General features: G+C 71.1%; 24 protein-coding genes and 2 pseudogenes. 6 read left to right on the plus strand and 20 right to left on the minus strand.

Going from position 1 to position 26,301, the window contains the following annotated elements; translation table 11 throughout:
* The first annotated feature begins 239 nt into the window (after positions 1-239).
* The 4 genes from AB8O64_RS07935 to AB8O64_RS07950 all read left to right on the plus strand — a co-directional run bounded on the left by AB8O64_RS07935 (position 240) and on the right by AB8O64_RS07950 (position 3,835).
* Complete coding sequence (locus AB8O64_RS07935; protein WP_370423814.1) at positions 240-1,145, plus strand: 5'-3' exonuclease H3TH domain-containing protein; 906 nt, start codon at positions 240-242, stop codon at positions 1,143-1,145.
* Positions 1,146-1,224: 79 nt separating this feature from the next.
* On the plus strand, positions 1,225-2,115 hold the full coding sequence (locus AB8O64_RS07940) for a siderophore-interacting protein (RefSeq protein WP_370418543.1): 891 nt from the start codon (positions 1,225-1,227) through the stop codon (positions 2,113-2,115).
* A gap of 37 nt (positions 2,116-2,152) precedes the next feature.
* Positions 2,153-2,803, plus strand: a complete 651-nt coding sequence (locus tag AB8O64_RS07945; protein ID WP_370418544.1) for a hypothetical protein — start codon at positions 2,153-2,155, stop codon at positions 2,801-2,803.
* A gap of 102 nt (positions 2,804-2,905) precedes the next feature.
* Positions 2,906-3,835 carry an ADP-ribosylglycohydrolase family protein gene (locus AB8O64_RS07950; RefSeq protein ID WP_370418545.1) on the plus strand — a complete coding sequence of 310 codons (930 nt, stop codon included), beginning with the start codon at positions 2,906-2,908 and terminating at the stop codon, positions 3,833-3,835.
* 151 nt (positions 3,836-3,986) lie between these two features.
* On the opposite strand, the gene AB8O64_RS07955 is transcribed toward AB8O64_RS07950, so the two are convergent.
* From AB8O64_RS07955 to AB8O64_RS08015, 13 genes and pseudogenes are all read right to left on the minus strand, one after another.
* The gene (locus tag AB8O64_RS07955; RefSeq protein WP_365378646.1) at positions 3,987-6,815 is read right to left on the minus strand and encodes a DEAD/DEAH box helicase; all 2,829 of its coding nucleotides are present in this window, start codon (positions 6,813-6,815) and stop codon (positions 3,987-3,989) included.
* Positions 6,816-6,860: 45 nt separating this feature from the next.
* Positions 6,861-7,832, minus strand: a complete 972-nt coding sequence (locus AB8O64_RS07960; protein WP_370418546.1) for a diacylglycerol kinase — start codon at positions 7,830-7,832, stop codon at positions 6,861-6,863.
* 142 nt (positions 7,833-7,974) lie between these two features.
* Positions 7,975-8,880, minus strand: coding sequence for a twin-arginine translocase subunit TatC (tatC, locus tag AB8O64_RS07965; protein WP_370423815.1), 906 nt, complete (start codon positions 8,878-8,880; stop codon positions 7,975-7,977).
* A 128-nt stretch (positions 8,881-9,008) separates the two neighbouring features.
* A complete protein-coding gene (gene tatA, locus AB8O64_RS07970) occupies positions 9,009-9,290 on the minus strand; it encodes a Sec-independent protein translocase subunit TatA (protein ID WP_370418547.1) in 282 nt (93 codons plus the stop codon).
* Positions 9,291-9,517: 227 nt separating this feature from the next.
* Positions 9,518-9,727: a hypothetical protein gene (locus AB8O64_RS07975; RefSeq protein ID WP_130876975.1), complete on the minus strand. Its 210-nt coding sequence runs from the start codon at positions 9,725-9,727 to the stop codon at positions 9,518-9,520.
* A gap of 107 nt (positions 9,728-9,834) precedes the next feature.
* Entirely contained in the window at positions 9,835-10,074 is a 240-nt protein-coding gene (locus AB8O64_RS07980) for a hypothetical protein (protein WP_184733662.1), read from the minus strand.
* Between the two features lie 35 nt (positions 10,075-10,109).
* Positions 10,110-11,072 (minus strand): WYL domain-containing protein, encoded by a 963-nt coding sequence (locus tag AB8O64_RS07985; RefSeq protein WP_356458558.1) that lies wholly within the window; start codon positions 11,070-11,072, stop codon positions 10,110-10,112.
* Positions 11,073-11,143: 71 nt separating this feature from the next.
* Positions 11,144-11,983 (minus strand): annotated as a pseudogene (locus tag AB8O64_RS07990) (helix-turn-helix transcriptional regulator); the annotation flags it as partial.
* A 141-nt stretch (positions 11,984-12,124) separates the two neighbouring features.
* Positions 12,125-12,238 (minus strand): annotated as a pseudogene (locus AB8O64_RS07995) (WYL domain-containing protein); the annotation flags it as partial.
* Between the two features lie 116 nt (positions 12,239-12,354).
* Positions 12,355-12,726, minus strand: a complete 372-nt coding sequence (locus AB8O64_RS08000) for an FKBP-type peptidyl-prolyl cis-trans isomerase (protein WP_370418548.1) — start codon at positions 12,724-12,726, stop codon at positions 12,355-12,357.
* A 68-nt stretch (positions 12,727-12,794) separates the two neighbouring features.
* On the minus strand, positions 12,795-13,805 hold the full coding sequence (locus AB8O64_RS08005) for an FKBP-type peptidyl-prolyl cis-trans isomerase (protein WP_370418549.1): 1,011 nt from the start codon (positions 13,803-13,805) through the stop codon (positions 12,795-12,797).
* Between the two features lie 166 nt (positions 13,806-13,971).
* The gene (pafA, locus tag AB8O64_RS08010; protein WP_356458563.1) at positions 13,972-15,333 is read right to left on the minus strand and encodes a Pup--protein ligase; all 1,362 of its coding nucleotides are present in this window, start codon (positions 15,331-15,333) and stop codon (positions 13,972-13,974) included.
* 9 nt (positions 15,334-15,342) lie between these two features.
* On the minus strand, positions 15,343-16,602 hold the full coding sequence (locus AB8O64_RS08015) for an MFS transporter (protein ID WP_370423816.1): 1,260 nt from the start codon (positions 16,600-16,602) through the stop codon (positions 15,343-15,345).
* A 218-nt stretch (positions 16,603-16,820) separates the two neighbouring features.
* On the opposite strand from AB8O64_RS08015, the gene AB8O64_RS08020 reads away from it, so the two are divergent.
* The gene (locus tag AB8O64_RS08020) at positions 16,821-17,852 is read left to right on the plus strand and encodes a LacI family DNA-binding transcriptional regulator (RefSeq protein WP_370423817.1); all 1,032 of its coding nucleotides are present in this window, start codon (positions 16,821-16,823) and stop codon (positions 17,850-17,852) included.
* Between the two features lie 130 nt (positions 17,853-17,982).
* On the opposite strand, the gene prcA is transcribed toward AB8O64_RS08020, so the two are convergent.
* The 5 genes from prcA to arc all read right to left on the minus strand — a co-directional run bounded on the left by prcA (position 17,983) and on the right by arc (position 23,871).
* Positions 17,983-18,759 carry a proteasome subunit alpha gene (prcA, locus tag AB8O64_RS08025; protein ID WP_370418550.1) on the minus strand — a complete coding sequence of 259 codons (777 nt, stop codon included), beginning with the start codon at positions 18,757-18,759 and terminating at the stop codon, positions 17,983-17,985.
* 49 nt (positions 18,760-18,808) lie between these two features.
* Entirely contained in the window at positions 18,809-19,654 is an 846-nt protein-coding gene (gene prcB / locus AB8O64_RS08030; RefSeq protein WP_370418551.1) for a proteasome subunit beta, read from the minus strand.
* 235 nt (positions 19,655-19,889) lie between these two features.
* The gene (locus tag AB8O64_RS08035) at positions 19,890-20,108 is read right to left on the minus strand and encodes a ubiquitin-like protein Pup (protein ID WP_011027899.1); all 219 of its coding nucleotides are present in this window, start codon (positions 20,106-20,108) and stop codon (positions 19,890-19,892) included.
* A 145-nt stretch (positions 20,109-20,253) separates the two neighbouring features.
* Positions 20,254-21,765 carry a depupylase/deamidase Dop gene (gene dop / locus AB8O64_RS08040; protein ID WP_356459073.1) on the minus strand — a complete coding sequence of 504 codons (1,512 nt, stop codon included), beginning with the start codon at positions 21,763-21,765 and terminating at the stop codon, positions 20,254-20,256.
* 339 nt (positions 21,766-22,104) lie between these two features.
* Positions 22,105-23,871 carry a proteasome ATPase gene (gene arc / locus AB8O64_RS08045; RefSeq protein WP_370418552.1) on the minus strand — a complete coding sequence of 589 codons (1,767 nt, stop codon included), beginning with the start codon at positions 23,869-23,871 and terminating at the stop codon, positions 22,105-22,107.
* A gap of 242 nt (positions 23,872-24,113) precedes the next feature.
* Between arc and AB8O64_RS08050 the strand changes: the two genes are divergently transcribed.
* Positions 24,114-24,410 carry a ferredoxin gene (locus tag AB8O64_RS08050; RefSeq protein WP_130876987.1) on the plus strand — a complete coding sequence of 99 codons (297 nt, stop codon included), beginning with the start codon at positions 24,114-24,116 and terminating at the stop codon, positions 24,408-24,410.
* A gap of 4 nt (positions 24,411-24,414) precedes the next feature.
* Here the strand turns inward: AB8O64_RS08050 and AB8O64_RS08055 are convergent, their stop codons facing one another.
* Both AB8O64_RS08055 and AB8O64_RS08060 read right to left on the minus strand, forming a co-directional pair.
* Positions 24,415-24,978, minus strand: coding sequence for a hypothetical protein (locus AB8O64_RS08055; RefSeq protein WP_370423818.1), 564 nt, complete (start codon positions 24,976-24,978; stop codon positions 24,415-24,417).
* Positions 24,979-25,351: 373 nt separating this feature from the next.
* Complete coding sequence (locus AB8O64_RS08060) at positions 25,352-26,257, minus strand: tRNA (adenine-N1)-methyltransferase (RefSeq protein WP_356459076.1); 906 nt, start codon at positions 26,255-26,257, stop codon at positions 25,352-25,354.
* Between the last annotated feature and the right edge of the window lie 44 nt (positions 26,258-26,301).

Raw genomic sequence — 26,301 nt, forward strand, 5'->3', positions numbered from 1 at the left:
GCGTCCCCGGTGACGGGTGACGGGCCGTGGAGCGGTGCGGCATCGGTCCGCGCGCCGGGCAACGTGTGGGACACGTGTGACCGGGGTTCGCTCCGATGCCGCGCCTGCCCCAGGGCATTCATCGCAAACCGAACAGTGATCGGCCTCACATCCCGGGCCCGGCCTAGGCGGGCGGGCGGTGGGCCTGCGACCGGCTGTCACAGGCGTGCGGCATCATCGACCCCGTGACGCGACGCCTGATGCTCCTCGACACCGCCTCCTTGTACTTCCGCGCCTATTTCGGGGTGCCGGACTCGGTCCGCGCCCCCGACGGCACCCCGGTGAACGCGGTGCGCGGCCTGCTGGACTTCATCGCCCGGCTCGTCCAGGACCACCACCCCGACGACCTCGTGGCCTGCATGGACTTCGACTGGCGGCCCGAGTGGCGGGTCGAGCTGATCCCGTCGTACAAGGCGCACCGGGTCGCGGAGGAGCTCACCGGCGCGCCGGACGAGGAGGAGATCCCCGACACCCTCTCCCCCCAGGTGCCGGTCATCGACAGCGTGCTCGACGCGCTCGGCATCGCCCGCGTGGGCGCGCTCGGCTTCGAGGCCGACGACGTGATCGGCACGCTCGCCGGGCGGGCGACGGGCCCGGTGGACATCGTCACCGGCGACCGCGACCTCTATCAGCTCGTCGACGACCGGCGGGGGGTGCGGGTGCTGTATCCGCTCAAGGGCGTCGGCACGCTCCAGGTCGTCGACGAGGCGCTGCTGCGGGAGAAGTACGGGGTGGACGGCCCCGGCTACGCCGACCTGGCGCTGCTGCGCGGCGACCCCAGCGACGGACTGCCGGGCGTGCCGGGGATCGGTGAGAAGACGGCCGCGAAGCTGCTGGCCGCCCATGGCGACCTGGCCGGGATCATGGCGGCGGTGGACGACCCGGCGAGCAGGCTCACCCCGACCCAGCGCAAGCGGCTGGACGAGGCCCGCCCCTATCTGGCGGTCGCGCCGAAGGTGGTGCGCGTCGCCTCCGAGGTGTCGCTGGCGTCCTTCGACCCCAGGCTGCCGTCCGTCCCGCGCGACCCGGAGGCGCTGCTCGCCCTCGCGGAGCGGTGGGGTCTGGGCGGGTCCCTGCAGCGGCTGGTCACCGTTCTCGCCCGCTGAGCACCCATTCTCACCGGTTTCCACCGGAGGAGCTGTTAGGTTAGGTGTACCTTACTTAGCAGTGTTCAGGGGAGAAGCCATGGCAGACCGTCCCGTTCGCAAGAAGCCGATGCTCCACCGCGCGCGTGTGATCCACACCGAGCGGCTGACCCCCCACATGGTGCGCGTGGTCCTCGGCGGCGACGGGCTGGCGGAGTTCACCGCCGGCGAGCACACCGACCACTACGTCAAGCTGCTCTTCCCCGTCCCGGGCGTCAGCTACCCCGAGCCGTTCGACATGGAGGTCATCCGCCGCGACCTCCCCCGCGAGCAGTGGCCCAGCACCCGCACCTACACCGTGCGCTCCTGGGACCCGGCCACGCGCGAGCTGGCGGTGGACTTCGTGGTCCACGGCGACGAGGGCCTGGCCGGCCCGTGGGCCGCGGGCGTCCAGCCGGGCGCGGAGATCTATTTCCTCGGCCCCGGCGGCGCCTACTCCCCCGACCCGGCCGCCGACTGGCATCTGCTGGCCGGTGACGAGAGCGCGCTGCCCGCGATCGCCGCCGCCCTGGAGCGGATGCCCGCGGGCGCCCGCGTCACCGCGTTCGTCGAGGTCGCGGACGCGGCCGAGGAGCAGAAGCTGACCCTGCCCGACGGCGTCGAGATCACCTGGCTGCACCGCGGCGCGGCGCCCGTCGGCGACGCCCTCGTCGCGGCCGTGCGCGCGCTCGCCTTCCCGCCCGGCGATGTGCAGGCCTTCGTGCACGGCGAGGCGGGCTTCGTGAAGGAGCTGCGTCGCCATCTGCGCATGGAGCGCGAGGTGCCGCGCGAGCGGCTGTCCATCTCCGGCTACTGGCGTCGCGGTCACGACGAGGACGGCTGGCAGGCCTCGAAGCGCGAGTGGAACCAGCAGGTGGAGGCGGAACAAGAGGCAGGGTCCGCGGCGGGCTCCGCGGCGGGGAAGAGCGGCGCCGCCTCCTCCGGCTCCTGAGCTGGGAGCGGGCCGGGGCCACGGATATCCTCGGCCCATGAAGCGTGTCCGGATAGTCCTCACGAGCGTCGCCGCCGCGGCCCTCGTCCTCACCTCCGCCGCGGGCGCCTCGGCGGAGGACCCCTACTGGACCGTCTCGACCAGCGATCCCACCCAGCGCGGCCGTGAGGCCGAGTTCGTCGTGACGATCGAAGAGGCCACGCTCGACGACGACAACGGCTACGTGACCCTTGAATCACCCGCTTTCGTCGAACCGGTCAAGATCAAGGCGGAGGAGTTCCGCGAGGGCAAGGACGGCACGCCCCACGCTTCGGGGCGGGGCATGGTCCTCTGTGACATCAAGCCCGGCACCTATCCGGTGGAGCTGAAGGACCACGGCCAGGGCGAGGCCGTGGACACCGTCGATCTGACCGTGGTGGCCGAAATGGACCCCGGCAACCGCGAGTTCTGCGCCGGCCCGAAGGACTACGACGAGGTCAAGGACAAGACCAGCGAGTCGGCCCTGGGCCCGGAGGACGACGAGGGCGACGAGGACGGCGAGGACGACGACGAGGCCGGCTTCGGCGTCGGCACGGTGGCCGCCGTGGGCGTCGGCGCCGCCGTGCTGGCCGCCGCCGGTACCTACGCCCTGGCCCGGCGCCGGCGCGGCCCGGCCCCCGGCGGGAGCGGCCCCGGCACCTCCGCGTAAGGGCCGCGGCCGGCCCCGGCGGTGCGGCCGGTCATGGCCCGACGGCGCCCTTCCGGCATGCGGCATGATGACCGGATCATCGACGGAAGGGGCGTCAGCGGGATGGATCGCAGCAGCAGGGCCATCGGGGCGGTCGTCGGTTCGGCGGTCGGGGACGCGCTCGGCGCACCCTTCGAGTTCGGGCCGCCCGGCGCGTACACCGCCCGTTTCCCCGACGGCCGCGGGCAGATGTGCGGGGGCGGCGGCTGGGATCCCGGTGAGGCCACCGACGACACGCAGATGGCCGTCCTCGTCGGCGAGTCCCTCGTCGAGCGGAACGGGCTGGACCTGCCCGACATCTTCGGGCGTTTCCAGCGGTGGGCGGCGGGCTCCCCCAAGGACATCGGGCTGCAGACCCAGGACGTCCTCACCAACGGCCGGCCCTGGGACCGGGCCGCGGCCGAGCACTTCCGGATCAATGTGCGCGCCGCCGGCAACGGCTCCCTGATGCGTGCCACCACCTCGGCCGTCCACTTCGCGGGCGCCGGGCGCGAGGCGACTATGGAAGCGGCGCGTCGCATCTCGGCCCTCACCCACGGCGACCCCGCCACCGGGGAGGGCACCGCCGTCTTCCACGACCTGGTGCGCGTCGCGCTCGACGGCGACGACCCGTCGGCCGCCGTGCCGGACGCCCTCGCCGCCGTCCACCCCGACCACCGCGCCCGCTGGGCGACGGTCCTGGCCCCCGACTGGCACCCCTCGGACGCCACGGAGGTCAACGGCGCGGTCTGGCCCTGCCTCGGCTCGGCACTGTGGGCGGTGCGGACGACCGGTTCGTTCGAGGACGCCCTACGCGCGGCCATCGACCTCGGCGGCGACACGGACACCGTCGCGGCGGTCACGGGCGGCCTGGCCGGTGCGGTGTACGGGTACGAGGCGATCCCCGAACGCTGGACAGCGGCCCTGCATCTGCCGCTGCCCGGCTACGGCGACCGGGTGCTGCGCCTGCCCGAATTCCTGCGCCTCGCGGAGCGGTTGGCGCAAGGGCTCTGACTCAATCGCCGGGCGGGCTGCTTTCAGCCCGTCCGGCGATTGAGGACAAGGCACAGCAGCCCGTCCGGCGATTGAGGACGCGCCCGCAGGGCGCCCGCCGCCGCAGGCGGCAAACACGGCCGGCCCCCCGAAACCCGCCGGACAAGCAATGTCAGCCCACAGACGAGTACGCGACGACCCCGCGCAGCAGACCATCGACCGCCTTGCGGGCGTTGCGCGCGACCGGGCTGCCCTGGGGGGCCGCCGCGGCGATCTGTCCGAGGACGTCGATCAGCTGCTTGGTCCAGCGCACGAAGTCGCCCGCGGGCATCTCGATCTCGCGGAGCACCTCGTCCAGCCCGTGCCCCGACGCCCAGCGGTACGCGGGCCACGCGAAGCCGAGATCGGGCTCGCGCTGGCCGACGCCCTCCGCCTGGTTGATCCGGTGCTCCTCCTCCAGGGCGTCCAGCCGGCCCCAGATCCGGACCATCTCGCCGAGGGCGTCCTTCGCCGCGCCCGTGGGCAGCTTCGGCGCCACCGCGTCGTCGGCCGCGCGGGCCTCGTACACCAGGGCCGAGGCGCAGGCCGCCAGCTCGGCCGGCCCCAGACCGTCCCACACGCCGTCGCGCAGGCACTCGGAGGCCAGCAGGTCCAGCTCGCCGTAGAGCCGCGCCAGCCGGCGGCCGTCGTCGGTCACCTCGTCGGCCCGCAGATAGCCGAGGTCGGTCAGCAGCGCGCAGATGCGGTCGAAGGTGCGGGCGATGGTGTTCGTCCGGCCCTGGATGCGCCGCTCCAGCTGACGGGTGTCACGCTGCAGGCGGTGATAGCGCTCGGCCCAGCGGGCGTGGTCCTCCCGTTCGTTGCACCCGTGGCAGGGGTGCGCGCGCAGGGCCGTGCGCAGCCGGGTGATCTCGGTGTCGTCCGCGGCGGCGGAACGCTGCTTGCGGTGCCGGTCGGGCTCGATGTGCCCGGCCTTCGTGCGCAGCGCGGAGGCCAGGTCGCGGCGGGACTGCGGGCTGCGCGGATTGAAGGACTTGGGCACCCGCATCCGCTCCAGCGCCTCGACCGGCACCGGGAAGTCGATCGCGGCGAGCCGCTTGACCTGCCGCTCGGCGGTGAGGACGAGCGGGCGCGGCCCGTCGTGCGGGTCGTAGCCGCGGCGGGGGTCGGTGCGCCCGGCGGGCAGACCGGGATCCAGCACCAGGGCCAGCCCCGCGAACTTTCCGGTGGGGACGTGGATGACGTCGCCGGGCTTGAGCTTCTCCAGCGCGGCCGCGGCGGCGGCCCGGCGCTGGTTGGCGCCCTGCTTGGCCAGCTCGGTCTCGCGGTCCTTCAGCTCACGGCGCAGCCGCGCGTACTCCTCGAAGTCGCCCAGGTGGCACTCGATGGCCTCGCGGTACCCCGCCAGGCCCTCCTCGTTCTTCTGCACCTGCCGGGAGATCCCGACGACCGACTTGTCGGCCTGGAACTGGGCGAAGGAGGTCTCCAGCAGCTCCCGCGAGCGGTGCCGGCCGAACTGCGAGACGAGGTTGACCGCCATGTTGTACGACGGCTTGAAGCTGGAGCGCAGGGGGTACGTGCGCGTACCGGCGAGGCCCGCGAGCGCGTCGGGGTCCATGGCGCGCTGCCAGAGCACGACCGCGTGACCCTCGATGTCGATGCCGCGCCGCCCGGCGCGGCCGGTCAGCTGGGTGTACTCGCCGGGGGTGATGTCGGCGTGCTGCTCGCCGTTCCACTTGACGAGCTTTTCCAGCACGACGGTGCGGGCGGGCATATTGATGCCGAGGGCGAGGGTCTCGGTGGCGAAGACGGCCTTGACCAGGCCCTTGACGAAGAGCTCCTCGACGACCTCCTTGAAGGTCGGCAGCATGCCGGCGTGGTGCGCGGCGATGCCCCGCTCCAGGCCCTCCAGCCACTCGAAGTACCCCAGGACGTGCAGGTCCTCGTCGGGGATGGCGGCGGTGCGCTCCTCGACGATCTCCCGGACCCTGGCCCGGGCCGCGTCGTCGTTGAGCCGCAGGCCCGCGTACAGGCACTGCTGCACGGCCGCCTCGCAGCCCGCGCGGCTGAAGATGAAGGTGATGGCGGGCAGCAGGCCCTCGGAGTCGAGCCGCTCGATGACCTCGGGGCGGCCGGGTGTCCAGATCCGGCTGCGCTGACGGCGCTCCCGCTCGCGGTCGGCCTCGCGCACCATCTTGCCGCGGCGGCGCTCGCGCGGGTTGTAGGTGCGGCTGTTCTCCATGCGGGCCATGCGCAGCAGGTCGGGGTTGACCTCGCGCCGGGCGGCACCGCGGCCGCCGTGGTCGGTCTCCTCCTCGAAGAGGTCGTACATCCGCCGGCCGGCCAGCACGTGCTGCCAGAGGGGGACGGGCCGCTCCTCGGAGACGATCACCTCGGTGTCGCCGCGCACCGTGTCCAGCCAGTCGCCGAACTCCTCGGCGTTGGAGACGGTGGCCGACAGGGAGACCAGGGTCACCGAATCGGGGAGGTGGATGATGACCTCTTCCCAGACGGCGCCGCGGAAGCGGTCGGAGAGGTAGTGCACCTCGTCCATGACCACGTGACCGAGGCCGGCCAGCGCCTGGGAGCCCGCGTAGAGCATGTTGCGCAGCACTTCGGTGGTCATGACGAGCACCGGGGCGTCGGCGTTGACGCTGTTGTCGCCGGTGAGCAGGCCGACCTTGTCTGCGCCGTAGCGCCTGACGAGGTCGCTGTACTTCTGGTTCGACAGCGCCTTGATGGGCGTGGTGTAGAAGCATTTGCGGCCCTGGGACAGGGCCAGGTGGACGGCGAATTCGCCCACGATGGTCTTGCCGGAGCCGGTCGGCGCCGCGACCAGCACTCCCTTCCCGGCTTCCAGGGCCCGGCAGGCCTCTATCTGGAAGGGGTCCAGCTCGAAGTCGTACATCTCGCGGAAGGGAGCGAGCGCGGTGGCCTGCTCCGCGGCGCGCACCCGGGACAGGGCGTAGCGCTCAGCAGGGGACATGGTGTCGTCGGTCATCTTGTGTACGAGCCTACCGGGGACCCCTGACAGCGCACCCGATCTTTATTGAGCTCCCAGCAGCCGCACCGCCCCGGGCACCGTCACGGCGGTGAGCGGCAGCACACCGAGCGGCTCGCCGTCGGCGTATCCGGTGATGCCGGCCCCTGCGGCGGGGCCCGCCCGGAGGGGGCCGTCGGTGGCGGCCTCCAGCGTCACCCTCGCCGCCCGGTGGACGGTCACCCGGGGATGGTCGAGGTGGGTGCCCTTGTACACCTTGGGGAAGACCTTGAGCAGGGTCGAGCGGCTGCAGGGGCCGACGACGGTGATGTCGAAGAGCCCGTCGTCCATGCGCGCGTCCCCGCAGATGCGCATGCCGCCGCCGTACGAATCGCCGTTGCCGATCGCGATCAAGGTCGCCGCCACCTGCTGCCACGGCCCGTCGTCGAGGCGGATCCGGTACGGCAGGGGTCTCAGCGCCGCCAGCTCGGCCAGTACGGCCACGTCGTACCGCAGCCGCCCGATGGGCAGGCGCATGCGGTTGCCCCGGTCGTTGACCCGGGAGTCGAAGCCGGAGGCGAGCACGGTGCCGAACCAGGTGCCGGCCTCCATGGGGTCGCCCGGGCCGGTGCCGTCGCCGCGGGTCACCCGGCCGAGGTCGACGGGCCGCCCGCCGTCCCCCTTGAGGGCGGCCGCTATGCGCCGGGCCGCGGCCTCGGGGTCGCGGACGGGCAGGCCGCTCGCGCGGGCGAAGTCGTTGCCGGTGCCGACGGCCACCACCCCGAGGGGGGTCGTGGTCCCGGCGACGGCCTGGAGGGCGAGCGAGACCACGCCGTCCCCGCCGACGGCTATCAGCGCGTCCGTACCGGCCGCGACGGCCTGCCGTGCCCGTCGCAGGGCGTCGCGCGCGTCCTCGCCCAGGACCGTACGGACACCGAAGCCCGCGTCACGGAGCACCCGGGCGGCGGGCCGGGTGGCGCGGGCGCCCCGGCCGCGGCCCGCCGTGGGGTTGACGAAGAGCGTGATGTCGCTGGTCACGCCGGGACACTACCGGCTCGTCGACGGCCCGCCCCACGCCTGGCCGAGACCTTGCGGCCGCCGGGTACACGGACGCCGCGGGGCGGTCGCCGTCCTGGCGACCGCCCCGCGGCGTCGGTGTCCGTCAGCCGTCCGTGCCCGATCAGGTCACGTCGTCGTAGCCGCCCCGGCGGGTGGGCCGCTCGCCGCCCGCGTCACCGCTCGCACCGGCCTGCCCCGGGAGGGCCGGCATCGGCTCGGAGTCGCCGAGGGGCAGCGGGGTGAGGTCCAGCGGGGACGCCTCGTCGTCGTCGAGCAGGGCGTCGGGGTTGTTCCTGGCACGCCGCTTGTCGTTGAGGAGGGAGAACCCGACGGCGAAGAAGTACAGGATGATGATCGGAACGGCGAGGATGCACATGCCGAACGGGTCGGTGCTGGGCGTGGCGATCGCGCCGAAGACGAAGATGCCCATCACGACGCCGCGCCACCACGTGGCCATGGTCTTGCCCGTGACCATGCCCACCATGTTCATCATGACGAGTATCAGGGGCAGCTCGAAGGCCAGGCCGAAGACCAGGATCATCCGGACCGTGAAGTCGAGGATGTCGTTCAGGCTGAGGGTGTTGGCCGCGGTCTCCGGGGTGATGCTGAGCAGCACCCGCATGCTCATGGGCATGATCAGGTAGGCGAGGTAGGCGCCCGCGACGAAGAGGGGAGCGGCCGTCGCCACGAAGGCGACCGTGTACTTCTTCTCGTTCTTGTGCAGACCGGGGGCGAGGAACGCCCACAGCTGGTAGAGCCAGACCGGGGAGGAGATCGTGACGCCCGCGAGCAGGCACACCTTCACCACCGTCCCGAACGGCGCTCCCAAGGAGTTGAACGTCAGGACCGCGCAGTTGCCGCCGTGGCTCTGGGCCAGGTCGCGGTCGGGGCACTTGGGAACGGGGCTGGACAGGAAGTCCATCAGCTGCGTGTTGTAGAACGCGGCGAGGAGCGCCACCACGACAATGGCCAGCACCGCCTTCGCCAGGCGGTTCCGCAGTTCCCGCAGGTGCTCCGCGAGCGGCATCCGCCCCTCGGGGTCCTTCTCCTTCTTGCGGGCAGACTTGAGCAACCCACGTCCCTATCTCGTGCGGCAGGCGGACGCCAAGGACGGCCGGCCCGATCCCTCGGTCAGTGCTGGGTCTGTACGGCTGCTCAGTGCTGCGTGGTGCGGTCGCCCGGCTCGGTCACCGGGCGGGCACCGGCGACATCACCGGGAGCGGCCTTGATCGTACGAGGCGTGGTGGAGGCCGGCGGGTCGGCCGGGGCGGAGGCGTTGTCCTGGCCCTCGGACTTCATGGCCTTGGCCTCGCTCTTGAGGATCCGGGCGGACTTGCCGAGGGAGCGCGCCATGTCCGGAAGCTTCTTCGCACCGAACAGCAGGACGATGACGACGAGAATGAGAATGATCTCGGGGGCGCCGAGCCTTCCGAACATAAGCGATTACCTTCTCACCGAAGCGGCATGGGTGTGGGGCTGGCCGACTGATCGGACATATGTCCACCAGGCGTACGTCAGCGATCGTAACGCGCAGGGGTAAACGCTGGGCAATCCCTGTGCGTACTCCCGTACGTGACCCTGCGCCTCGCCTCAGGGCCATCCGGTCCAGACTACCGCCCGGCCCGAACCCCCAGCAGGGGCCGTGCGAGCCCGGTGACCACCGGTCATCCGTCCTGACGCAGCGTGTGTGCGGTCTGCGCGGCGAGCGGGGTCGCGGCCCGTTCGAGGTCCTCGGCGGCACGGGTGATGCGCTGCGAACTCGTCGCCACCTGCCGGGCCAGCCGGCGCACTTCGACGAACACCCGTGCGGCGAGGACACCCAGCACGGCGATGCCGCAGAAGGCGAGGGCGATGGCGAGCATGGGCCAGAGCATGGGAGGAGCCTATCGGGCGGAAAAGGACCGGCGGAGCGGGAGGGGCACGGCCGGAAGGGGGCGGGAAACGGGCGGGAAAGAGCCGGGAGCTGGCTGGAAGAGGCGGGTCACACCGTCGAGTGCAGCCGCAGGGTCCGCACGCCGCCACCGGTCAGCAGCTCCACGATCCGCTCCCCGGCCGGCTTGCGGACCGCCGAACCGCAGTCCGGACAGGTGAAGGAGTAGAAGGTGGTCCGGTGGCTGGCCCCGATCGCCAGCCGCAGCGCGCCCGCGGCCAGCTCGAAGCGCCCCCGGCAGTCGGGGCAGGCCGCCTTGAAGACGGCGGCGGCCGTGGTCCTCACGTTCATCACGTCCCCTGTCGCTTTCACCTGGCCCCGCCCTCCTACTCTCCGTACGCCGCGAGCGCCTCGCGGGCCGCGTCCCGCGCGCTGTCGGCCAGCGCGAGCGGGGAGACGATCCGCCCGTCCCGGCCGAGCCGCAGCGCCAGCCGGCGCAGCGAGGCCGGGTCGGGGGTGCGCAGCGTGATCCGCAGACCGCCGTCGGGCAGCTCCTCGGCACTGTCGTGGGGGTAGTACTCGGCGACCCAGCGTCCGCCGGGGCCGACCTCGACGACCACCTCGGGGTCCTCGGCCGCGGGCTGCACCAGGCTCTCGGACAGATCGCGCAGCTCGACCGGCGGCGGGTCGGAGGGCTCGTCGAGCAGCCTGATCTCGGCGACCCGGTCGAGCCGGAAGGTGCGGCGGGCCTCTGAAAGCCGGCACCACGCCTCCATATAGGTGTGGCCCACGGCGAACAGCCGGATCGGGTCGACCTCGCGCTCGGTGAGCTCGTCCCGCGCGGGCGAGTAGTAGCGCAGCCACAGCCGGCGGCGCTCGGCGATGGCCCGGTCGACGTCCGCGAAGACCCCGCCCTCGGACTCGAAGGTGACCGAGAGCCGGGAGCTGGCGCCCGCGGCCTCCCCGGCCGCGGCCTCCAGCTTGGCGGTGGCGCGCAGCAGGGCCTGCCGGTCGCTCTCGCGCAGCCCGGGGAGGGTGGCGACGGCACGCGCGGCCACCAGCAGCGCGGTGGCCTCGTCGGCCGCCAGCCGCAGCGGCTCGCCCGTGCTGGTGCCCGACGCGTCGGGGTTGTGCCACCAGATGCGGTCGCCGTCGGTGTCGATGTCCAGCAGATCGCCGCCCCGGAAGCTCGTCCCGCACATCGGCAGCACGTCGAGGTCACCGATCAGCTCGTCCTCGGTGATGCCGAAGGCGCGGGCCACATCGGTGACACGGGCGCCGGGGCGCTCGCGCAGGTAGGTCACCAGCGAAAGCATCCGCCGGGTCTGGTCAATGGCGTTGCCGGCCATAAGAAGTCGGTCCGTGCCCTTCCACTCTGGTCAACTCTGGTCCGAACTGGTCCCGCTCGGGCGGGGCGGGCTCAGCCCTTGGCCACGGCGCGCAGCCGGTCGAGCACATCGGCCCGCAGCTCGGCCGGTTCGAGCACCTTCACATCGGGGCCGAACTCCACCAGCCAGGCGTCCAGCCCGTGCCCGTAAGGAATCTCCAGCTCGTCCCAGCCGTCGCCCAGATCCCGGGTGACGGTGGCACGGGCCCGCAGCGGATAACCGTGACCGGCCCGCACGGTGATCCGGGCCGTACGGGTCGCCGTCTCGCCCGACCAGCTCTCGACCGTCTCGCGGACCGTGACGTGGTCCGGCACCGGCACGGTGAACGGCACGGCCCGCGAACGGACCTTCCCCGTGATGCGGGAGAGCCGGAAGACCCGCTCGGCACCCCGGTCACGGTCCCAGCCGGCCAGATACCAATGGCCGCGCCAGCACTCCAAGGTCCACGGCTCGACGTGCCGCTGCTCGGGGCGGGCGGCATTGGCCTTGTGGTAGTCGAAGACGACGGTCCGGCGGTCACGGGCGGCGAGCATCAGCGGCTCGAAGGCCGCCTCGTGCACGGGGATGCGCGGCTCGAGGGCGCTCTGGCTCTCGTACGCGTCCTCCGCGAGCGGCATGCCGGCCGCGCGCAGCTTCTGCAGCGCGCCACTGGCGGCACCCGCGAGCCGGGCCTGCTGCCAGACCTTCGCGGCCAGGCCCAGGGCGGCGGCCTCCTCGACGTCGAGAGTGATCGGAGGCAGCCGGTTGCTGTCACGGCGGGCGAGATAGCCGATCTCCCCGTCGATGCCCTCGACGGTCTCGATGATCAGGCCCAGCTCGCGCAGATCGTCCTTGTCGCGCTCGAACATCCGGTTGAAGGCGTCCTCGGAGCTGCCCGCCCCGGAGCGCTTGCCCGGTGCCGCGCCGACGGCATCCGCCCCGGCCTCCCCCGGCTGCCCGGCAGGCGCGGCGTTCCCCGGCCCGAAGGCCGCAGCGTTCCCCGGCCCGAAAGCCGCGGCGTTCCCCGGCCCGAAGGCCTCCAAGTACGCCTCGATCGAGCCCCGCAACTCCCGCTTGCTGAGCGGCCGGCGGGTGCCCAACAGGCACAGCGCCAGGTTCATCAGCCGCTCGGCCTTGGCAATCGCCATCGACGCCCTCTCTACTTGTGCTCTCAACCGTTGACCGTACCGCTCGCGCGTCGTACGGCAAAAGCCGAGGGCCCATGCCAGGAGGCATGGGCCCTCGGCCTTCACTTACGACCGTCTCAGACCGCGATCAGGTCACAGACGAAGATCAGCGTCTCGCCCGGGGCGATCCGGTTGCCCGCGCCACGGTCGCCGTAGGCGAGGTGCGCGGGAATGGTCAGCCGGCGGCGGCCGCCGACCTTCATGCCCTGGATGCCCTGGTCCCAGCCGGCGATGACCTGGCCGGCACCCAGCCGGAACTGGAGCGGGGTGCCGTGGTTCCAGCTCGCGTCGAACTCTTCGCCGGTGGAGAAGGCAACGCCCACGTAGTGGACCTTGACCGTGTCGCCGGCCTTGGCGACGGCGCCGTCGCCCTCCCAGATGTCCTTGATCTCAAGGTCGGCCGGCGGCTCGCCGCCCGGGAAGTCGATCTCGGGCTTGTCGATGCTCACGAAGTGCTCCTACGAAAGAATCTTGCAGACAACCGTGCAATTCTGGCAGATCTCCAACCTGGAGACGGTCAGACCTTGCCCACGATGTCCACGACGAAGACCAGCGTGTTCTTGTCGAGACCGCTCTGCGGCTGGCCCTCGTAACCCAGCTTCGGCGGGATGACCAGCTCGACCCGGTCCCCCACGCGCTTGCCGACCAGGCCCTTGTCCCAGCCCTGGACGACCGAGCCGGTGCCGATCTGGAAGGCCGTGGCGCCGTTGTGGTCCCAGGAGGAGTCGAACTTCTCGCCGTTCTCCCACTTCACACCGGTGTACTGCGCGATCAGGCCGTCACCCGCCTTGACCTCCGGGCCGTTGCCCTTGATCAGCACCTGCTCCTTGAGGTCGGTCGGCGCCTTCTCCCCCTTGGGGATGGTGATGCTCGCGGCCTTCCGGGAGTTGTACTTCACCTCGGGCATGCCCGAGGCCGGGGCGGCCTGGTCGCCCTTGACCTCACTCTTGGGGTCGACCTTCGTCGTCGCCACGACGTCGATCACCCACACCAGGCCGTCCTCCGGCTTGACGCCCGCCTGCGGGTTGAGCTGATCCCCGATCAGCGCCTTCGCCGTGCCCTCGACCTCGAAGCGGGTGCCCGCCTTCTTGCCGATCACCTCGTCCAGCACCTTGGCGGGCATCTCCTGGCTGGGCTGGCCGACCTGCGCCACCATCTGGCGGCGGGGGCCCTTGGCGCCCGGCTGGGTCGTCCACGTACCGCCCAGGGACTTGTTGTCCTTCATCGTCTGCCCGGCGAAGTCGAGCCGCACGAAGCCGCCCTTCTCCACCTTCTCGCCCGAGCCCTCGGTGAGCGTCTTGACGACGAGCTTGTCGGCGGGCTTCGCGTCCTTGGGGGTGGAGATCTCGGGCTTCTCCCCGAACTTCCCCTCCACCTTCACCTGCGCGTCGGAGGAGCCACCGTCCTCCGACCCGCACGCCGTGGCGGCGAAGAGCAGGGCGGGCACGGCCAACGCGACGGCGAAGCGACGCGGGTTCTTCGAGTACGAGCGAGAGAGCGGGGGTCGGCCCCCGAGGAATTGCAGCATCAGTCCAACTCGGGCTAGGGGGGTGGCTTGGCAGTGCCCGCCACTTTACGGCTTGTGCTCTGTCGATCAACCCTGCCCGACACGGTCGGATGCCGGACCCCGGGGCCCGGCACCGACCGCGCTCGTACCACTCTCATACAACCTTCATGCGGAGCGGAGCCCGGGATCACATCCCGGCGATCAGCTTCTCCACCCGGTCGTCCACCGACCGGAAGGGGTCCTTGCACAACACCGTGCGCTGGGCCTGGTCGTTGAGCTTGAGATGCACCCAGTCGACGGTGAAGTCCCGGCGCTGCTCCTGCGCGCGGCGGATGAAGTCGCCGCGCAGCCGGGCCCGGGTGGTCTGCGGGGGTACGGACTTGCCCTCGAAGATCTTGAGGTCGTTACAGACCCGGGCGGCCTGGCCGCGCCGCTCCAGGAGGTAGTACAACCCCCGGCGGCGGTGGATGTCGTGGTAGGCCAGATCTATCTGGGCGACCCGCGGATGGGACATGGTGATGTTGTTCTTCGCGCGGTACTTCTCGATCAGCTGGTACTTCATCACCCAGTCGATCTCGGTGGAGATCCGGTCCAGGTCCTCGTCCCGGATGGCCTCCAGCGTGCGGCCCCACAGCTCCAGGACGCGCTCGACCGTGCCGGTGCGGATGCCCCGGCGCTCGCAGAAGTCCACGGCCTTCTCGTAGTACTCCTGTTGGACCTCCAGGGCGGAGGCCTCCCGGCCGCTGGCGAGGCGCACCTTGCGGGTGCCGGTGGTGTCGTGGCTGACCTCGCGGATGGCCCTGATCGGATTCTCCAGGGTCAGGTCCCGCATCACGGTGCCCGCCTCGATCATGCGCAGGACGAGATCGGTGGCACCGACCTTCAGCAGCATGGTCGTCTCGGACATGTTCGAATCGCCGACGATGACGTGCAGTCGGCGGTAGCGCTCGGCGTCCGCGTGCGGCTCGTCCCGGGTGTTGATGATCGGACGCGAGCGGGTGGTGGCGGAACTGACGCCTTCCCAGATGTGCTCGGCGCGCTGGCTGACGCAGTACACCGCGCCGCGCGGGGTCTGGAGCACCTTCCCCGCCCCGCACAGCAACTGCCGGGTGACGAGGAAGGGGATGAGGATGTCCGCCAGCCGGGAGAACTCCCCGTGCCGGGCCACGAGGTAGTTCTCATGGCATCCGTAGGAGTTTCCGGCGGAATCGGTGTTGTTCTTGAACAGATAGACGTCGCCCGCGATCCCCTCCTCGTGCAGGCGGCGCTCGGCGTCGACGAGCAGACCTTCGAGAATGCGCTCGCCCGCTTTGTCGTGCGTGACCAGCTCGATCACGTTGTCGCACTCGGGTGTTGCGTATTCCGGGTGCGATCCCACGTCCAGATAGAGGCGGGCGCCGTTCCGCAGGAAGACATTGCTGCTGCGGCCCCAGGAAACGACACGGCGGAAGAGGTAGCGCGCCACTTCGTCAGGTGACAGTCGGCGCTGTCCCCTGAACGTGCACGTGACGCCGTACTCGTTCTCCAGCCCGAAAATGCGGCGATCCATGTCTGAACATTACGCCTGATGCCCTGCGCTGAAACCGGGTTCGACAGCACCGATTCGATCATTTTCCGGCAACACACCGGCTTCGGCCACGGCGACCGGGGGCCCGAAGGAGCGCTGCGCCGCCAGGAGCACCAGCAGGGCGACCGCGCCACCGCCCACGGCGACCGCGAAACCGGCCTTCGAGCCGCCGTACTCCACGGCCGGGCCGACGACGGCGATACCGATCGAGGCACCCACACCGAAGGCGGTCACCAGCCAGGAGAAGGCCTCGGTGACGGTGCCGCGCGGCGCGTGGCGGTCCACGACGACGAACGCGCAGGCGAGCGACGGCGCGAGGAAGACTCCGGCCACACCGGCGAGCACGGTCATGGCGACGACGCCCGGGACGAGCAGGAGCGGCAGATAGCAGACCGCGAGACCCGCGACGAGCATCCGCAGCCGGCGCTCGGGCTCGCCCGGCCACTGCCGGCCGCCGTAGACGACACCGCCGATGAGCGCGCCCACGCCGAGGGCGGACAGCAGATAGCTGGAGACCATCCCGCCGCCGTGCTCGTCGGCGTACGCCACCGACGCCACGGATATCGAGCCGAGGGCCGAGCCGACGAAGAAGAACGCCCCGAGCAGCACGAGCAGACCGCGCGAGCGCAGCGCCCCGAGCCAGTGCGCCTCACGGGGCGCGCTGCGCCACTTGCGGGAGGGCGGGGAGGTGACCACGGCCAGGGCGCCGAGGACGCCTATCGCGTTGATGACGAGCAGCGCGGCGGCCTCGGACCAGGCGGCCACGATCAGGGTGACGGCCAGCGGGCCGACGGCGTACATGACTTCCTGGGCGATGGCGTCCAGCGCGTACGCGGCGTGGATGCGGTCCTCGCGCTTGAGGACGTCCGGCCACAGGGCGCGCAGACCGCCCTCCAGGGGCGGGGTGAAGAATCCGGCGACGACCATGGCCGCGTAGGCCAGCGGCAGCGGCTCCAGGCCGATCAGGCAGAACAGCACCATGCCGAGCGCGGAGAGCACGGCGGAGGGCAGCATCACGCGGGGCTGGCCGAAGAGGTCCACGGCCCGGCCCAGCAGCGGCTGGCCGATGGCGTTGCCCACGCCGTAGACGGCCGACAGCGCGCCCGCGAGGGCGTAGCTGCCGCCCTCCGCGCGGGCGAAGAGCACGATCGCCAGGGCGGCGGTGGCGCTCGGCAGCCGCCCCACCAGCGTGCCCGCGAGCAAGCGCGCCGCGTGCCGCGTCCTGAGCATTTCGCCGTAGCCGGCCGCCATCATCTGTCCACCTTCACTGACCGAGACACCTCGGGTTTTACGTATAACCTTCGGCGTTATACGTACCATGTCGGCAACCCGGGGGTCCACTCGCGGGGAGGCGGGAAACAGGCGGGGAACAGGAAAAGGGGCGCGGACCGGTGGCGGAGACAGAGCAGGGGTCGTGGCGCGGGCGGGCGGCGGCGCGCGGTGACGAGCGGTGGCCGAACGTCCGGGAGCTGGGGCAGCCGCGCGCGCGGGTCACCAGCCGGGACGTGGCGCGGGCCGCGGGGGTGTCGCAGGCCACCGTCTCGCTGGTCATGGGCGACAAGTGGCGCGGCCGGGTCTCCGAGCGGACCGCCGAGGCCGTGCGCACCGCCGCGCGGGAGCTGGGCTACCGGCCGAATCTCGCGGCGCGCAATCTGCGGCTGGGCCGCACCCGTACGGCGCTGCTGGTGGTCCCCGCGCTCACCAATGAGTTCTTCGCCCGCGTCTACACCGGTGCCGCCCGGGCCGCGGCCGAGCACGGGGTCGGCGTGGTCCTCTATCCCTCACCGGAGGGCACCGGGCCCGCTCGCGACCCCTTCGCCTCCGCCCGCGCGACCCTGGACGGCGTCATCGCCTCCTCCATGGCGGTGGACGCCCTGGCCGACATCCGCGACGGCGATCTTCCCCTCGTCATGCTCGACAGCGACCCCGGGCGGACGGAGGCGTCGGCGACCGTCAACCTCGACATCGCCGACGGCATGCGCCAGGTCACCGAGTATCTGCTGGGGCTCGGCCACCGCCGGTTCGCCCATCTCGCGGCCGACGTCGACTCCTGGACCTTCCACGTACGGGCCCGGGCGCTGGCGGACACCCTGAGCGGGGTCGTGGACGCGGTGCTGGCGACGGAGCCCGCGGCCCTCGACGTGCGGGCGGGCCGGGCGGCCGCCGAGCGGGCCCTCACCGGCCCCGGGCCGAGGCCCACCGCGCTGATCTGCGACAGCGACATCCTGGCGGCGGGCGCCTGCAAGGCCGCCCGGCGGCTGGGGCTGCGCGTGCCCGACGACGTCTCGGTGACCGGTTTCGACGATCTTCCGCTGGCGACGGCCGTCGAGCCGGAGCTGACGACGGTGCGGCTGCCGGCCGAGGCCGTGGGCGAGGCGGGCATGCGGGCCCTGATGACCGTCCTGGACGGTAGGCCGGCCGCCCCCACGACGCTGCCGGTGGAGCTCGTCGCCCGCGGCTCCTCCTCGCATGACGGCGCTCGCGCCGACGGAGTGAGGTGACCGCGGGCTGTCGTGCCGCCTGCGGCGGCCAGCGCCCTGCGGGCGCGTCCTCAAACGCCGGACGGGCTGATTTCAGCCCGTCCGGCGTTTGAGGACACCGCCGCGCAGCGGTGGTGCAGACACCGTGGCCCTACGGCGCACCCGGCGTCTCGTCCGCGCCCGCGCCGGGAGCGGCCTCCTCGGATTCGTCGACGCTCACATCGGTGGCGTGGCCCTCGAGCAGTCGGGAGAGCTGACGGCCCAGCAGCCGCTTGAACTTGCGCTGCTGCGGTCGCGTCCGGTCCAGGACCGCCACCTCTAGCTGCTCGGCGGTCAGGGTGCGCTCACCGCCGTTGTTGTCGCGGGTGAGCGACTCGACGGCGAGCTTGAGCGCCTCGGCGAGGGTCATCCCGTCCCGGTGCCGCTGGTCGAGGTAGCTGCTGATCTGGTCGGCGTTGCCACCGACCGCGACCGAGCCGTGCTCGTCGACGATCGAGCCGTCGTGGGGCAGCCGGTAGATCTGGTCGTCCTCGGGGCCGGCCCCGACCTCGGCGACGATCAGCTCGACCTCGTAGGGCTTCTCCGCGGCGCTGGAGAAGATCGTGCCCAGCGTCTGGGCGTAGACGTTCGCGAGACCCCGGGCCGTCACGTCGTCGCGGTCGTAGGTGTAGCCGCGCAGATCGGCGTAGCGCACACCGCCGATCCGCAGATTCTCGAACTCGTTGTACTTCCCGACCGCGGCGAAGGCGATCCGGTCGTAGATCTCGCTGACCTTGTGCAAGGCGCGGGATGGGTTCTCGGCGACGAAGAGAACGCCGTCGGTGTACTGGAGTACGACGACGCTACGGCCGCGGGCGATGCCCTTGCGGGCGTACTCGGCGCGGTCGGCCATGGCCTGCTGGGGTGAGACATAGAACGGCGTCGACACCGGCTCTCCGTCCCTTTCTGTCAGTGGCGGGTAAAGGTTCCGTGGGGCGTCAGAGCAGCGCGGCCCGCGGGCCGTCCGGCTCCTGCAGGCGCCGCTCGTGGATCGCGCGGACGACCTCGGCGCACTGCGCGTCGGTCAGCCTCCGGAACCCCTCGTCGGTGATGACGGTGACGATCGGATAGATACGGCGGGCGAGGTCGGGCCCACCGGTCGCCGAGTCGTCATCGGCCGCGTCGTACAGCGCCTGGACGACGAGCGTGGTGGCCTGATCCTCCGTCAGGTCCTCCCGGAAGAGCTTCTTCAGCGCACCGCGCGCGAAGACCGAGCCGGAGCCGGTCGCCGCGAAGCCGTGCTCCTCGGAGCGCCCGCCGGTCACGTCGTAGGAGAAGATGCGGCCCTTGTTGCGATCGACGTCCCAGCCGGCGAAGAGCGGCACCACGGCGAGGCCCTGCATGGCCATGCCGAGGTTGCTGCGGATCATGGTGGACAGCCGGTTCGCCTTGCCCTCCAGGGAGAGTTGGACGCCCTCGACCTTCTCGAAGTGCTCGAGCTCGAGCTGGAAGAGCTTGACCATCTCGACGGCCAGCCCGGCCGTGCCGGCGATGCCGACGGCCGAGTACTCATCGGCCGGGAAGACCTTCTCGATGTCCCGCTGCGCGATGACATTGCCCATCGTCGCCCGCCGGTCACCGGCGAGCACCACACCGCCGGGGAAGGACGCGGCGACGATGGTCGTGCCGTGCGGCGCCTCGACGGCGCCCTTCAGCGGAGGCAGCTGCCGATTGCCCGGCAGCAGGTCCGGGGAGTGCGCGCCGAGGAAATCCATGAACGACGAGGAGCCGGGCGTCAGGAAGGCAGCCGGCAGACGCCCGATGCTACGAGTGTTGGCTTCCACGCGTTTCCTTCCAGATATGCGGCGGCCCGCCCCATCACGTCCGCCTGGTCCTTGAACCGCCCCGGTGCCGCACCGCGGCCGGAGCACCGTATGCCAGGGACCTTACCCGTCCCATGATCGCTGTTCATCTGCCCGCCCGGAGCGGCGGGACACCTCACGCGTGCCCCGTCCCGCCGCTCCGCCGGAGCACGTAACTCGTCCCGGTGGAGATCCCGTTCATCACGGGCACTGCCTGCTACTCCCCGCCCTTTTGGACGAACGAGCGAACGAAGTCCTCGGCGTTCTCCTCGAGTACATCGTCGATTTCGTCCAGCACGGAGTCCACGTCGTCCGACAGCTTCTCCTGGCGCTCCTTGAGGTCTTCCGAAGCCTGCGCGTCCTGCGCCTGCTCCTCGACCTCCTCCGTGGAACGCGTGGCCTTCTGCTGCCCGCCGCCGGTGTCCTTGGTCGCCATATCCCTCACCCCGCTCGGTTCGACGTACAAGATCAGATGTACCTGTTCAGACCCTACAAGCAGGGTCCGCGATCGGCCCTGCACTTGCTACAACGTCCCGGGGCCACCGTGATGATTCCCAGAACGCAGTCTCCTCAGACCCCACTCAGCCCCCGGACAGGACGCGGACCAGTTCCTCGGCCGTGCGACAGCGGTCCAGGAGCTCCTTGACGTGATTGCGGGTCCCGCGCAGTGGCTCCAGCGTGGGCACCCGTTGCAGAGAGTCACGGCCGGGCAGATCGAAGATCACCGAGTCCCAGGAGGCGGCGGCCACGTCGTCCGCGTACTGCTCCAGGCAGCGGCCGCGGAAATAGGCCCGGGTGTCCTCCGGCGGGGCCGTGATGGCCCGCTGGACCTCGTCCTCCTCCAGGAGCCGCTTCATCCGGCCGCGGGCCGCCAGCCGGTTGTACAGGCCCTTGTCGGGGCGTACGTCCGCGTACTGCAGATCGACCAGATGCAGCCGGGCGGCGTCCCAGTCCAGGGTGTCCCGGCGGCGGTAGCCCTCCAGCAGCTCGCGCTTGGCCACCCAGTCCAGCTCGCCGGCGAGGCTCATCGGATCGCGCTCCAGCCGGTTCAGCACGTCCTCCCAGCGGCCGAGGACGTCCTTGGTCTGCTCGTCCGCGTCCGCGCCGAAGCGGTCCTCCACGTACTTGCGGGCCAGCTCGAAGTACTCCATCTGGAGCTGTACGGCCGTGAGCGTACGGCCGCTACGCAGCGTGATGAGCCGGCGCAGCGTGGGGTCGTGGCTCACCTGGTGGAGGGTGCGGACCGGCTGGTCCACGGCCAGGTCGGCGGCGATGAAGCCGTCCTCGATCATCGACAGCACCAGGGCGGTGGTGCCGAGCTTGAGGTAGGTGGAGATCTCGGAGAGATTGGCGTCACCGATGATGACGTGCAGCCTGCGGTACTTCTCGGCGTCGGCGTGCGGCTCGTCGCGGGTGTTGATGATGGGCCGCTTGAGGGTGGTCTCGAGGCCGACCTCGACCTCGAAGTAGTCCGCGCGCTGGCTGAGCTGGAAGCCGTGCTCGCGGCCGTCCTGGCCGATGCCGACGCGGCCGGCGCCGGTGACGACCTGCCGGCAGACGAAGAACGGCGTCAGATGGCGCACGATGTCCGAGAAGGGGGTCTCCCGCTTCATCAGGTAGTTCTCGTGGGTGCCGTAGGAGGCGCCCTTGTTGTCGGTGTTGTTCTTGTAGAGGTGGATCGGCTGCGCGCCGGGCAGCTGGGCGGCGCGCTCGGCGGCCTCGGCCATGATGCGCTCGCCCGCCTTGTCCCACAGCACGGCGTCGCGCGGATTGGTGATCTCCGGCGAGCTGTACTCGGGGTGGGCGTGGTCCACGTAGAGCCGTGCGCCGTTGGTGAGGATGACATTGGCCAGGCCGATGTCCTCGTCGGTGAGCTGGCTGGAGTCTGCGGCCTCGCGGGCGAGGTCGAAGCCGCGGGCGTCCCGCAGCGGGTTCTCCTCCTCGAAGTCCCAGCGGGCTCGTCGCGCCCGGTGCATCGCAGCCGCGTAGGCATTGACGATCTGGGACGAGGTGAGCATGGCATTGGCGTTCGGGTGACCGGGGACGGAGATCCCGTACTCCGTCTCGATGCCCATTACTCGCCGTACGGTCATGCGGCCCTCCTAGCCCGGCGGCGCCCCGTGGTGGGGTCGCCGCTCAAGTACCGCTGCTCTTCCGGTCCGTGCGCTTCCCCCACGTGCTTCGTGGCCCGGTACCGAAGAGCCTAGAACGGCTTTGCGGCGGTGGGGAGATCATTACAGTCATTGCTCCGGTTCGTGCCGCGCCCGGCCCGGCCGGGCCGCCTCGTGCCCGCCGGGGCCTCCCGGGTGTTTTTCGGACGCGCCGGGGCCCGCCCGGCGCAAAAGCGTCCGGCTGCGGACGCCCCCGGAGCACCCGACCCGGCACCGAGGCGCCAAGGGCGGGACGAGGACATCCGCAGCCGGACGACGGTGTTACAGATACTGGCCGGTATTGGCCACGGTGTCGATCGAGCGACCGGTGTCCGCGCCCTGCTTTCCGGTGACGAGGGTGCGGATGAAGACAATCCGCTCGCCCTTCTTGCCGGAGATCCGGGCCCAGTCGTCCGGGTTGGTGGTGTTGGGAAGGTCCTCGTTCTCCTTGAACTCGTCCACACAGGCGGCGAGCAGATGGGAGACGCGAATGCCCTTCTGGTTCTGGTCGAGGAATGCCTTGATGGCCATTTTCTTCGCCCGGTCCACAATGTTCTGGATCATCGCGCCCGAGTTGAAGTCCTTGAAATACAGGACTTCCTTGTCGCCGTTGGCGTACGTGACCTCGAGGAAGCGGTTCTCCTCGGATTCCGCGTACATCTGCTCGACGACCGACTGGATCATGCCGGCGACGGCGGCCCTGGCCGACCCGCCGTGCTCGGCCAGGTCGTCCGCGTGGACCGGCAGGGTCTCGGTGAGGTACTTGGAGAAGATGTCCTTGGCCGCCTCGGCGTCCGGACGCTCGATCTTGATCTTGACGTCGAGCCGGCCGGGCCGCAGGATCGCGGGGTCGATCATGTCCTCGCGGTTCGAGGCACCGATGACGATGACGTTCTCCAGGCCCTCCACGCCGTCGATCTCGGAGAGCAGCTGCGGGACGATGGTGTTCTCCACGTCCGAGCTGACTCCGGAGCCGCGGGTGCGGAAGAGGGAGTCCATCTCGTCGAAGAAGACGATGACGGGTGTGCCCTCGCTCGCCTTCTCCCTGGCGCGCTGGAAGATGAGCCGGATGTGCCGCTCGGTCTCCCCGACGTACTTGTTGAGCAGTTCGGGGCCCTTGATATTGAGGAAGAAGCTCTTCCCCGCGGGCTTGCCGGTGACCTCGGCGACCTTCTTGGCAAGGGAGTTGGCCACCGCCTTGGCGATGAGCGTCTTGCCGCAGCCGGGCGGGCCGTAGAGCAGCACGCCCTTGGGCGGCCGCAGTTCGTGCTCCTTGAAGAGGTCGGGGTAGAGGTACGGCAGCTCGACCGCGTCGCGGATCAGCTCGATCTGGTTTCCCAGTCCGCCGATCTTCGTGTAGTCGATGTCCGGGACCTCTTCGAGGACGAGCTCCTCGACCTCGCTCTTCGGGATGACCTCATAGACGTAGCCGGACCGGGATTCGAGCAGCAGGGCGTCGCCGGGGCGGATGGTGACGTCCAGCAGCGGCTCGGCGAGCCGCACCACCCGCTCCTCGTCGGTGTGCCCGATGACCAGGGCCCGCTCGCCGTCCTCGAGGATCTCCTTGAGGGTGACGATGTCCCCGGCCCGCTCGAAGGCCATGGCCTCGACCACATTGAGCGCCTCGTTGAGCATGACCTCCTGGCCACGCCTGAGGTCCTCGGCCTCGACGCTCGGGCTGACATTGACCCGGAGTTTCCGCCCTCCGGTGAAGATGTCGGCCGTGCCGTCCTCATTGGTCTGCAGGAAGACACCGAAGCCGGCCGGCGGCTGTGCGAGCCGGTCCACTTCCTCCTTGAGGGCCACGATCTGGTCGCGGGCCTCGCGGAGGGTGTTGGCGAGCCGCTCGTTCTGAGCGGACACCCCGGCCAGGTTGGTCTGGAGCTCGACGATCCGCTCTTCGAGAATCCTCGTGTGACGCGGAGAGTCGGCGAGCTTGCGCCGCAGGACGGCGATCTCCTGCTCGAGATAGGCAACCTGGCCCGCGGGGTCGTCAGACCCTCGCCCGGGCCGGATGCCGCGGTTCATGTCGTCGTCGTGGGCTGCCACGGTCCTCACCTCCTCCAAGGGGAGCTGGACGCTTCCAGACCCTACCTGGGCTGGTGCAGGTTGAAACCCCTAGATCACAAACCCGGTCGGAGTGTGTCCGATCTTCACCCTTGCGCACGTCCTCACGTCAGGGGAATACCCACCCATCAACATCGGAAAGCGGGCGGTTGTATCGTCGAGTCGGTCAACACCCGTCAGTGCTGGCTCCAATTGGTTCACGTAGGTAGGAAACGGCAGGCGAGATGACCGTGCGGAACGAAGGCCTCGACGAGCTGGAAGTCTGGATCGACCAGGACCTGTGCACGGGCGACGGCATTTGCGTGCAGTACGCCCCGGAGGTCTTCGAGCTGGATATCGACGGGCTGGCGTATGTGAAGAGCGCGGACGACGAGCTGCTGCAGGACAAGGGCGCCACCACGCCCGTGCCGCTGCCGCTGCTGAGCGATGTCCGGGACTCGGCGAAGGAGTGCCCGGGGGACTGCATCCACGTCCGCCGCGTCGCCGACAAGGTCGAGGTCTACGGACCCGACGCCGAGTGACGTCTCACGCACTCCCCGCGACGGGGAGTGCCGTGAGGGCGAACTTGCCGCCCTTCCACCGCCATTCGACGGCCCGGCGCAGATCCGGGCAGCAACGCGGCACCTTCTTGTCGGAGTAGCCGAGCAGCGTGGCCGAAACCGTACCGCTGCCGCTCACCGCGAAGCCGGTGACGCTCATCTTCTGCCCGGGGTCGACCAGGGTCGCCATGACGCGGGGTGCGGCGTCCTTCGCGGGCGGCGGCGCGAGGACGTAGATCCCGCTGGGCCGGGTGCCCGTCTCCGAGTGGCAGCGCACCACGGCGACCGTCTCCGGCCGTCCGTCGCCGTCGAGGTCGGCCGCGGCCCGTCGCACGACGTCCACCGATGTTCCGCCGCAGTCGACCGGGTAGCGCGCCGTCCGGGGATCGGGGGCCGCCGCGGGCGGGGTGCCGGCGTCGGGCACGGAGCCGGGCGCCGAACCGGGCGCGGAGGCGGTGACGGTGGTGGTCGCGGTCGCGTCGTCGGGGCCGGCGAGCGCGGCGCCGAGGAGCACGGCGGCCAGTGCCGCGGCGGTCGCGATCCAGTGCACGGGGCGGCTGCGGTTGTGCGCGGGCCGTTCGGGGACCGACGCGGGGTGGGGCGGCGGGGAAGCCGCAGGGCGGGGCGGCGGGAAGGACGCAGAGTGGGGCGGCGGGAACGATTCGGGGCCGGCCGGAGGCTGCACGCGGGCTGAACTCCTGTGAGAGCTGTGGCTGCGGGGGGTGCCCAGCATCGTGCCACACGGTCCGGTGCCGGGGAACAGCGGGCGGAGGGTGCCGCTCGATGGGGTTCCCTCGGCCGGTCACCGTGGAGGTGACGTCGCGGATGTGCCTTCCGCGTGCCTCAACGCAGAAGTGCCGCCACCGAGTTCCGCGCGTGGTGTGCGCACGGAACCCGGTGGCGGCACCGGGGTCGAGTGGGGGTCAGCGCTCGGCGGATCCGCTGGTGCTGCCGGGGCCGGTGTAGTCGTCGCCGTAGGCGCCCTTGGCGGGACGGCGGCGGCGCAGCGGCGGCTCCACGCCGTCCGCGAGGCGGCGGGCGGTGAGCAGGAAGCCGGTGTGACCGATCATCCGGTGGTCGGGGCGTACGGCCAGGCCCTCGACGTGCCAGGTGCGGACCATGGACTCCCACGCCGACGGCTCGGCGAAGCAGCCGATCTCACGGATGGACTCGACGGTCCGGGCGAGCTGCGTGGTGGTCGCCACGTAGCAGCACAGGATGCCGCCGGGCACGAGTGCCTTGCGGACGACCTCCAGGCACTCCCAGGGGGCGAGCATGTCGAGGATGACCCGGTCGACGTCCGTGTCGGACAGATTGTCCTGGAGGTCGCCGACGGTGAGCTGCCACGCGGGGTGGGGGCCACCGAAGTAGCGCTCCACGTTCTGGGTGGCGATCTCGGCGAAGTCGGCGCGGCGCTCGTAGGAGTGCAGCATGCCCTGGTCGCCGATGGCGCGCAGCAGGAAGCTGCTGAGGGAGCCGGAGCCGACACCCGCTTCCACGACGCGGGCGCCGGGGAAGATGTCGGCCATCGCCAGGATCTGCCCCGCGTCCTTGGGGTAGACCACGGCGGCTCCGCGCGGCATGGACAGGACATAGTCGGGGAGCAGGGGGCGCAGCGCGAGGTAGGCGACGTTTCCCGTGGTACGGACAACACTGCCCTCGGGAGCACCGATCAGCTCGTCGTGCGGGAAGGCACCCTTGTGGGTGTGGAACTGCTTCCCGGCTTCGAGCGTGAAGGTGTAGTGGCGTCCCTTGGGGTCGGTGAGCTGGACCTGGTCCCCGACCTGGAAGGGCCCGCGTCGGCGGGCGGCACCGGTCGGTTCGGACATGTGACCAGACTACCGGGCGTGCGCGGCGCCTGTTGACCACGGCG

Source organism: Streptomyces sp. QH1-20 (assembly GCF_041283565.1).
GTDB classification, from domain to species: Bacteria; Actinomycetota; Actinomycetes; order Streptomycetales; family Streptomycetaceae; genus Streptomyces; species Streptomyces syringius.

Bases quoted from the DNA above. Each gene is read 5' to 3' on its own strand.
- AB8O64_RS07935 (WP_370423814.1), top strand. From the start codon at position 240: ATGCTCCTCGACACCGCCTCCTTGTACTTCCGCGCCTATTTCGGGGTG.
- AB8O64_RS07940 (WP_370418543.1), top strand. From the start codon at position 1,225: ATGGCAGACCGTCCCGTTCGCAAGAAGCCGATGCTCCACCGCGCGCGT.
- AB8O64_RS07945 (WP_370418544.1), top strand. From the start codon at position 2,153: ATGAAGCGTGTCCGGATAGTCCTCACGAGCGTCGCCGCCGCGGCCCTC.
- AB8O64_RS07950 (WP_370418545.1), top strand. From the start codon at position 2,906: ATGGATCGCAGCAGCAGGGCCATCGGGGCGGTCGTCGGTTCGGCGGTC.
- AB8O64_RS07955 (WP_365378646.1), bottom strand. From the start codon at position 6,815: ATGACCGACGACACCATGTCCCCTGCTGAGCGCTACGCCCTGTCCCGG.
- tatC (WP_370423815.1), bottom strand. From the start codon at position 8,880: ATGCCGCTCGCGGAGCACCTGCGGGAACTGCGGAACCGCCTGGCGAAG.
- tatA (WP_370418547.1), bottom strand. From the start codon at position 9,290: ATGTTCGGAAGGCTCGGCGCCCCCGAGATCATTCTCATTCTCGTCGTC.
- AB8O64_RS07975 (WP_130876975.1), bottom strand. From the start codon at position 9,727: ATGCTCTGGCCCATGCTCGCCATCGCCCTCGCCTTCTGCGGCATCGCC.
- AB8O64_RS07980 (WP_184733662.1), bottom strand. From the start codon at position 10,074: ATGAACGTGAGGACCACGGCCGCCGCCGTCTTCAAGGCGGCCTGCCCC.
- AB8O64_RS07985 (WP_356458558.1), bottom strand. From the start codon at position 11,072: ATGGCCGGCAACGCCATTGACCAGACCCGGCGGATGCTTTCGCTGGTG.
- AB8O64_RS08005 (WP_370418549.1), bottom strand. From the start codon at position 13,805: ATGCTGCAATTCCTCGGGGGCCGACCCCCGCTCTCTCGCTCGTACTCG.
- pafA (WP_356458563.1), bottom strand. From the start codon at position 15,333: ATGGATCGCCGCATTTTCGGGCTGGAGAACGAGTACGGCGTCACGTGC.
- AB8O64_RS08015 (WP_370423816.1), bottom strand. From the start codon at position 16,602: ATGGCGGCCGGCTACGGCGAAATGCTCAGGACGCGGCACGCGGCGCGC.
- AB8O64_RS08035 (WP_011027899.1), bottom strand. From the start codon at position 20,108: ATGGCGACCAAGGACACCGGCGGCGGGCAGCAGAAGGCCACGCGTTCC.
- dop (WP_356459073.1), bottom strand. From the start codon at position 21,765: ATGACCGTACGGCGAGTAATGGGCATCGAGACGGAGTACGGGATCTCC.
- AB8O64_RS08050 (WP_130876987.1), top strand. From the start codon at position 24,114: ATGACCGTGCGGAACGAAGGCCTCGACGAGCTGGAAGTCTGGATCGAC.
- AB8O64_RS08060 (WP_356459076.1), bottom strand. From the start codon at position 26,257: ATGTCCGAACCGACCGGTGCCGCCCGCCGACGCGGGCCCTTCCAGGTC.